The following is a 7,013-nucleotide window of genomic DNA, read 5'->3' on the forward strand; positions in this document are numbered from 1 at the left end:
TAGTTCAATAAAGTATTTTAAGTAGTGCTTAATTATTTTTAATATTTTTTTTCATAAAAAAAACAGCGACCTAATTAACGATTAAGGTTTGCTGTTTTGTTATTTAAACGATGTTTTTTTTACTAAATCAATCCTAGGTCTTTAGCAATTGCTACTAGATGTGTAGGATTGTTTGCTTTAAAATATATTTTAAGCTTATTCACACGCTTTTCAATTGTACTTTTACTATTAGGAGTGATTCCTAGTTCTTTAAACTTAAACTCCATGTTTTCTTGTGTAATTCCTATTGAGAGGTATTTAATAAGCTGAATGTCATAGTTGTCAATTTCGTTAATGGTTTTATCTTGAAATATATGTGTTAACTCTGGAGAAACAAATTTTTCTTCTGAACTATTGACTTGTAAAATAGCTTTGTTTAATTCAAACATTGTATTTCGGCCTTTAATGACATAGCCATTTATATCGAATTTTTCAAATAAAAATTTAATTGGATAGGACTTGTCTTCAATTGAAAAAGCAATAACCTTAATTTCTGGGTATAATTGTTTTACAATGGCAATTAATTCTTCGCCTGATTTAATTTTTTCATCTCTATGATCATCTTTAAATGATAAATCACTAATAAGTAATTCATAAGGTTGACCATCATTAGCAGCTTTTTTTATTTTTAATAAAGCTTCGTCACAATATTTTGCAAACTCAATTTCAGGTACGCCTAGTTCTGTTAGTACATGCTTGGCTCCGGCGTCATTAAAATCTATATCGTCAACGATCAAAACTTTTGTAAACATATGTTGTGTTATTTTGGAAATGTAATTTTTGCTTAGAAATCCTTATTGATTTTAAAAACAAAAGTAAAGCTTCTATTACTAGCTTGAGTACGGTTTTCCACATTCGGGTATTTTTTTTTTTTGGATCTAAAAAAACGTACATTATTTGGTTTCTTTGCTGTTTTGAGATATTAGATTGATTTGATACGTTGTATAATAGTTATTCATTTTATACAGGAAACTGAATGTTAATTTTAGTTCCTTTTTCTAAAATAGTATTAAAAGTAATAGTTCCTTTTATAGATTCTATTCTATTTTTAATATTTTTAAGGCCATTACTGTGTCTGTCTTTTTTATTATTGAAACCAATTCCGTTATCAGTATAGCTAAGTTGTAGTTTTTTCTTTTCTCTTTTCAATACAATTACAACAATACTGCATTGACTATGTTTTTTCATATTGACTAAGAGCTCTTGTAGGATACGGTATAAGGTTATTTTTTTGGTGTCTTCAATTAATGACCATTCTATTGATTCTAGACCATTAATTATTAGGGATATTTTAGGAGTATTGAAATCTAGTAACATCATTTTTAATTGTGCAGTAAATTGTTCATCAGTATGGATATTACTGTTTTCTTTCGATATATTTCGCGTACGATCATAAACAGTATCGAGACTTTTTAGTAATATTTCTTTGTTTTTGGGAGTAGATAGATTTTTTGTTTCAGCAAATTTCATCATTTGGTATACGTCGTTAGCAAGTTCATCGTGAAGTTTCTTTGCTATTTGAGTTTCGGTTTTATACGATGCTTGTATCTTCTCTCTGTTACTTTTTGCTTTTAAATAATAGTATATAAATGCGGTTGTAATTAAAATTATTAGTATTATGAGGTATAAAACTTGTGTTTTATTTTTTTGTATTTCTAATTTTAATGAGTTTTTAATTTCTTGTTTTTTAAGTTTTATATTTTCTTCTTTCTCTTTTTTTGAATCGTATTTTATTTTTGTAAATATTTTTTTAGAACGAAAACGCTCTTTAATTATACTATCGTTAAGATTTATAAATAGTTTTGAGTATTTTTTTAGTGGAGTGCCAGTAGAGAGATAAATTAATTGTTTTAACGATTCTAAACGAGTATCAATTGAATTCATTTTACTAGCACTTTGATATGATATTAAGGCGTATTTTTTTGCTAACTCTTTATTTTTTTCTTTATAATAATCTGTTAATGCACTATATGTGGAAAGTAATCCCCAATTGTCTTTTGTATGGAGTCTAATTTTAAGAGCTCTCTGTAAATACGGAAGTGCTTTAATATTATTTTTTAATGCATAACAATACCCAATGTTACTTAGTACTCTGGTATAGCTACTTGTATTATTTAATACTTCTTTCTTTGTTAATAATATTTTATACATGGCTATTGCTTCATCAGTTTTACCCATCTGTATTAATGTAAATGCGATGTTATTATCCATGTTTGCTTTTTCTATTAAATCTGTTTTGCGATTAATTGCTTTTTTAAAATAATAGATTGCATTTTTATATTCGTTTATTCTTAAGTAATTATTAGCAAGGTTAGTGTAGACATTGGATTCACCATATAAGAATTTTTTTTTATTACCTAGATAAGGTAGTGCTTCTACACAGTTATTTTCACTGCCATTGTAGTCACCTTGATTTGTTTGTATTCCTGCCATCCATGCAAGTGCATGAATAATTCTAGATGTATCTTGTGCTATTTGAGCAGCGTTTTTTGCTTTGTTGTAATAATAGAATGAACTATCAAATTTTTGTCTTGTATAAAGTTCTTGTCCTTTATCTAACAATTTGTTTATTGCTGTTAGGTCTCTCGTTATAATTGCTATCTTGTTTTCAGGTTTATTACGGTTACATGAAATTTGCAGAACTAATAAAGTTAGTAGTAAGATATTAATAGGGTGGTATTGTAGTTTCTTTTGTGGCATACAGCGAGATTACTATTTTTAATGTACTCCTAAACTAAATAAATTATCGTTTGTTTATATTTATTTACATGTTTTAAACATAAAAAAGCCCTAATCGAAAGATTAGGGCTTCTATATAAGTAAGTAGTCTTAAATTGAGTTGATAAAACGTTTATTTTACTTTATTAAGTATTGCTTTGAAAGCTACTGGGTGGTTCATAGCCAAATCTGCAAGAACTTTACGGTTCAATTCGATATTGTTCTTTTTCACTTTACCCATGAATTGAGAATAAGACATTCCTTCCAATCTAGCTCCAGCGTTAATACGTTGAATCCATAAAGCACGGAAATTTCTTTTATTCACTTTTCTGTCACGGTAAGCGTAGCACATTGCTTTCTCTACCGCATTCTTAGCAACTGTCCAAACGTTTTTACGTCTACCAAAGAAACCTTTGGCTTGCTTCATTATTTTTTTTCTTCTTGCTCTTTTAGCAACTGAATTTACCGCTCTTGGCATAATTTTTATGTGTTTTTGTAGCAGGCGGCCTGAATTTAATCAAAAGCACTTATTGGCCATACTCCAAGGTTATTTTAAATTGTTTTAACCGAAAGATTAATCTGTGCAAAAGGAATTAGACATTAGGCAAAAGTTTTATAACTATTGACTAGTAACTAATAACTAATTGTCTACTAGATAATTCTTAATTGTTGTTTGATACTTTTCATATCTGTTTTGTGAACTAGCGCTGAGTGTGTCAAAGCTAATTTACGTTTTTTAGATTTTTTAGTCAAGATATGACTTTTAAAAGCATGCTTTCTTTTAATCTTTCCAGAACCAGTAACTTTAAAACGTTTCTTGGCGCTAGATTTGGTTTTCATTTTAGGCATTTTTTCCTAGTGTTTTAATTTATTCTTACTTACTTATCTTTTCCTTCTCTAATCCTTCCCGACGAGGAGGGAGTAGAAAAGTATATTGCTATCCACTTCATTCCCCCTTCGGGGGTTAGGGGGATTATTTCTTCTTCTTAGGAGCAATGAACATAATCATTCTCTTTCCTTCAAGAACAGGCATTGCTTCCACTTTACCAAACTCCTCTAGATCTGTAGCTAATCTTAATAGTAAGATTTGACCTTGATCTTTATAGATAATAGAACGTCCTTTAAAGAATACAAATGCTTTTAATTTAGCACCTTCTTTTAAGAACTTTTCAGCATTCTTTCTCTTAAATTCATAATCGTGCTCATCTGTTTGAGGACCAAAACGAATTTCCTTCACAGTTACCTGTGTAGATTTTGCTTTTAAGACTTTATCACGTTTCTTTTGTTCGTAAACAAATTTCTTGTAATCCATAATCTTACACACTGGCGGCTCAGCATTGGGTGAAATTTCAACTAAATCTAGTTCAAATTGATCCGCTAAACGCAAAGCTTCTGAAAGTTTAAAAACTCCAGGCTCTATGTTTTCACCTACAAGACGTACCTCTTGTATACCACGAATATGATTATTTATTCTGTGGGCATCCTTTTTTTCTACGCGAGGTTGGTAACCTCTGTTGCTTCTTATTGCTATGACTTTATAATTTAAGTTAAACTGTAAATACTTTTAATGTTTTTTTGATTTCTGCATCAATAATTGCAGCAAATTCTTCTATTGTAATGGTACTATTTCCTTTTCCTTCTTGTCCATGACGGCGTATAGAAATCGTACCGTTTTTCTCTTCTTCCTCACCTACAATTAGCATAAAAGGAATTTTTTGCATTTCTGCATCTCTGATTTTTTTACCAATTGTTTCGTTTCGGTTGTCTACGATTGCGCGAATTTCGTGATTTTCTAGCAAATCTAAAACTTTTTTGGCATATATTTCATATTTCTCACTTAAAGACAAGATTATAGCCTGTTCTGGCATTAGCCATAGCGGGAAATTTCCTGCAGTATGCTCTAGTAAGATAGCTATAAATCGCTCCATAGATCCAAATGGTGCTCTGTGGATCATTACAGGTCTGTGTAATTCATTGTCTGATCCTTTGTATGTCAAATCAAAACGTTCAGGTAAATTGTAATCCACCTGAATTGTTCCCAGTTGCCATTGTCTTCCCAGGGCATCTTTAACCATGAAATCTAATTTAGGACCGTAAAATGCAGCTTCTCCATACTCTATTACGGTTTTTAAACCCTTGTCTGCAGCAGCATTGATAATAGCGTTCTCGGCTTTCTCCCAGTTTTCATCACTTCCTATGTATTTTTCTCTGTCTTCCTTATCTCTCAATGAGATTTGAGCTGTAAAGTTTTCAAAACCTAAGGAGCCAAATACATAAAGTACAAGGTCAATAACTTTTTTAAACTCTTCATCCAGTTGCTCTGGAGTACAAAAAATATGAGCGTCATCCTGAGTAAAGCCACGAACACGAGTTAAGCCGTGTAGTTCTCCACTTTGTTCGTAACGGTAAACAGTACCAAATTCAGCGTAACGCTTTGGTAAATCCTTGTATGACCAGGGTCTTACATTATAAATTTCACAGTGATGAGGGCAGTTCATCGGTTTCAATAAAAACTCTTCACCTTCGTTAGGAGTAGATATAGGCTGGAAACTATCAGCTCCATACTTAGCATAATGACCAGAAGTAACATAAAGTTCCTTGTGACCTATATGTGGAGTAACAACTTGCTCGTAACCTGCTTTTTTTTGCGCTTTCTTCAAGAATTGCTCTAAGCGCTCTCTCAATGCGGCTCCTTTTGGTAACCATAATGGTAAGCCTGCTCCAACTTTTTGAGAAAAAGCAAACAATTCTAATTCCTTACCTAATTTTCTATGGTCTCTACGTTTTGCCTCTTCCAGCAAAAGTAAATATTCAGTTAAGTCTTTCTGTTTAGGGAATGATGTTCCGTAAACACGAGTCAATTGCTTGTTTTTTTCATCGCCTCTCCAGTAAGCACCAGCAACGCTCATTACTTTCATGGCTTTAATGATCCCTGTATTCGGAATATGTCCACCGCGACATAAATCAGTAAAAGTATCGTGATCGCAAAACGTAATCGTTCCGTCTTCAAGATTAGTAATCATCTCAGTTTTGTAAACATTGTCTTTGTATAATTCTAAAGCTTCTGCCTTAGTTACAGGGCGTAATTTAAATTCATGCTTTCCTCTTGATATTTCAAGAACGCGGTCTTCAATTTTCTTAAAGTCTGCTTCTGTAATTTTATGATCTTCAAAATCTACATCGTAATAAAATCCATTAGCAATTGCAGGTCCAAGAGTTAATTTAACACCAGGGTACATTTCCTCAAGAACTTGTGCCATGACGTGCGAAGTTGAATGCCAAAAAGCTTTCTTACCACCTTCGTCATTCCATGTAAATAATATAAGACTACCATCCGTTGTCAAAGGAGTGCTTGTTTCAACGGTCGTCCCGTTAAATGATGCCGAAATTACATTTCTAGCAAAACCTTCGCTAATACTTTTAGCAACATCCATCGGAGTAACGTCTTGTGCGTACTCTCTAACTGACCCATCGGGCAAAGTAATCTTAATCATTGTTTGTTAATTTAAGAATGCAAATATAAACCATTACAAAAGCACATCCAATATATATGTTAGGATTGTTTCATTATTATTTAGCTTAGTCCATAAAGAGTAAATTAATCCGTACCTATATATAAGGATAGTTCAATAATAAATTTCAGGAGCTATTTCCTGCTCTCCGCTGTATCTCTAGTGGCGAACCCCGCCACTAGAGGATGCCGCTGCTATCAGGGCTAATGCAGTAGAGTAGGAGATGTGATTTTGATACCTATATATAAGGAGTAAGGGATTGATCCATACTTTTTCATTTACAAATCGAAGAAATTCCATTGTTTAAGGAGTTGGGTAACTTTATATGGCGCTCCTAATCCAAGAGCAGTTATAGAAAAAGCTTTTACGAGCAAATACATTTAATAAAAGCGCTGAAGACGGCGGGTACAGAATAAATGGAGCGCTAATAATATCGACAATTCCTACAATTATTAAAAACTTTAAAAAAGAGTAATTCGCAAAGTTTGCATTTCCAGTGAGTTAAAGCTAGGGTTGAACAAATGTCAAAAATAAGTGATTTAAAAGTATTGTTTAACGGTATAAAGGAGTTACTTTTGCACCCGCAACAGCGAATAAGTTCTTTACATTATGACAAGCAAAACGAAATAAGTTGAGAATTTATTTTCAAATTATTTTAAAAAAAGCTTGTGAGAAATAAAAGAGTTTATTACTTTTGCACCCGCTTCGGGAAACATGTTTAACATGAAAACGAGGTTAAAAAAA

Annotated in this window: 6 protein-coding genes; all 6 read right to left on the minus strand. The window is 31.9% G+C overall.

Annotated elements, in window-relative coordinates:
* Positions 1 to 122 precede the first annotated feature (122 nt).
* The gene (locus tag HNP99_RS16975; RefSeq protein WP_173854646.1) at positions 123 to 791 is read right to left on the minus strand and encodes a response regulator transcription factor; all 669 of its coding nucleotides are present in this window, start codon (positions 789 to 791) and stop codon (positions 123 to 125) included.
* A 208-nt stretch (positions 792 to 999) separates the two neighbouring features.
* The gene (locus tag HNP99_RS16980) at positions 1,000 to 2,739 is read right to left on the minus strand and encodes a tetratricopeptide repeat-containing sensor histidine kinase (protein ID WP_173854647.1); all 1,740 of its coding nucleotides are present in this window, start codon (positions 2,737 to 2,739) and stop codon (positions 1,000 to 1,002) included.
* Between the two features lie 151 nt (positions 2,740 to 2,890).
* Positions 2,891 to 3,235: a 50S ribosomal protein L20 gene (gene rplT, locus HNP99_RS16985; RefSeq protein ID WP_173854648.1), complete on the minus strand. Its 345-nt coding sequence runs from the start codon at positions 3,233 to 3,235 to the stop codon at positions 2,891 to 2,893.
* A 173-nt stretch (positions 3,236 to 3,408) separates the two neighbouring features.
* Entirely contained in the window at positions 3,409 to 3,606 is a 198-nt protein-coding gene (gene rpmI, locus HNP99_RS16990) for a 50S ribosomal protein L35 (protein WP_022827375.1), read from the minus strand.
* Between the two features lie 124 nt (positions 3,607 to 3,730).
* Entirely contained in the window at positions 3,731 to 4,288 is a 558-nt protein-coding gene (gene infC / locus HNP99_RS16995; protein WP_370566944.1) for a translation initiation factor IF-3, read from the minus strand.
* A 16-nt stretch (positions 4,289 to 4,304) separates the two neighbouring features.
* Positions 4,305 to 6,251: a threonine--tRNA ligase gene (gene thrS / locus HNP99_RS17000; protein WP_173854649.1), complete on the minus strand. Its 1,947-nt coding sequence runs from the start codon at positions 6,249 to 6,251 to the stop codon at positions 4,305 to 4,307.
* Between the last annotated feature and the right edge of the window lie 762 nt (positions 6,252 to 7,013).

The sequence above is a fragment of the Flavobacterium gelidicaeli genome, assembly GCF_013294005.1.
Lineage (GTDB): Bacteria > Bacteroidota > Bacteroidia > Flavobacteriales > Flavobacteriaceae > Flavobacterium.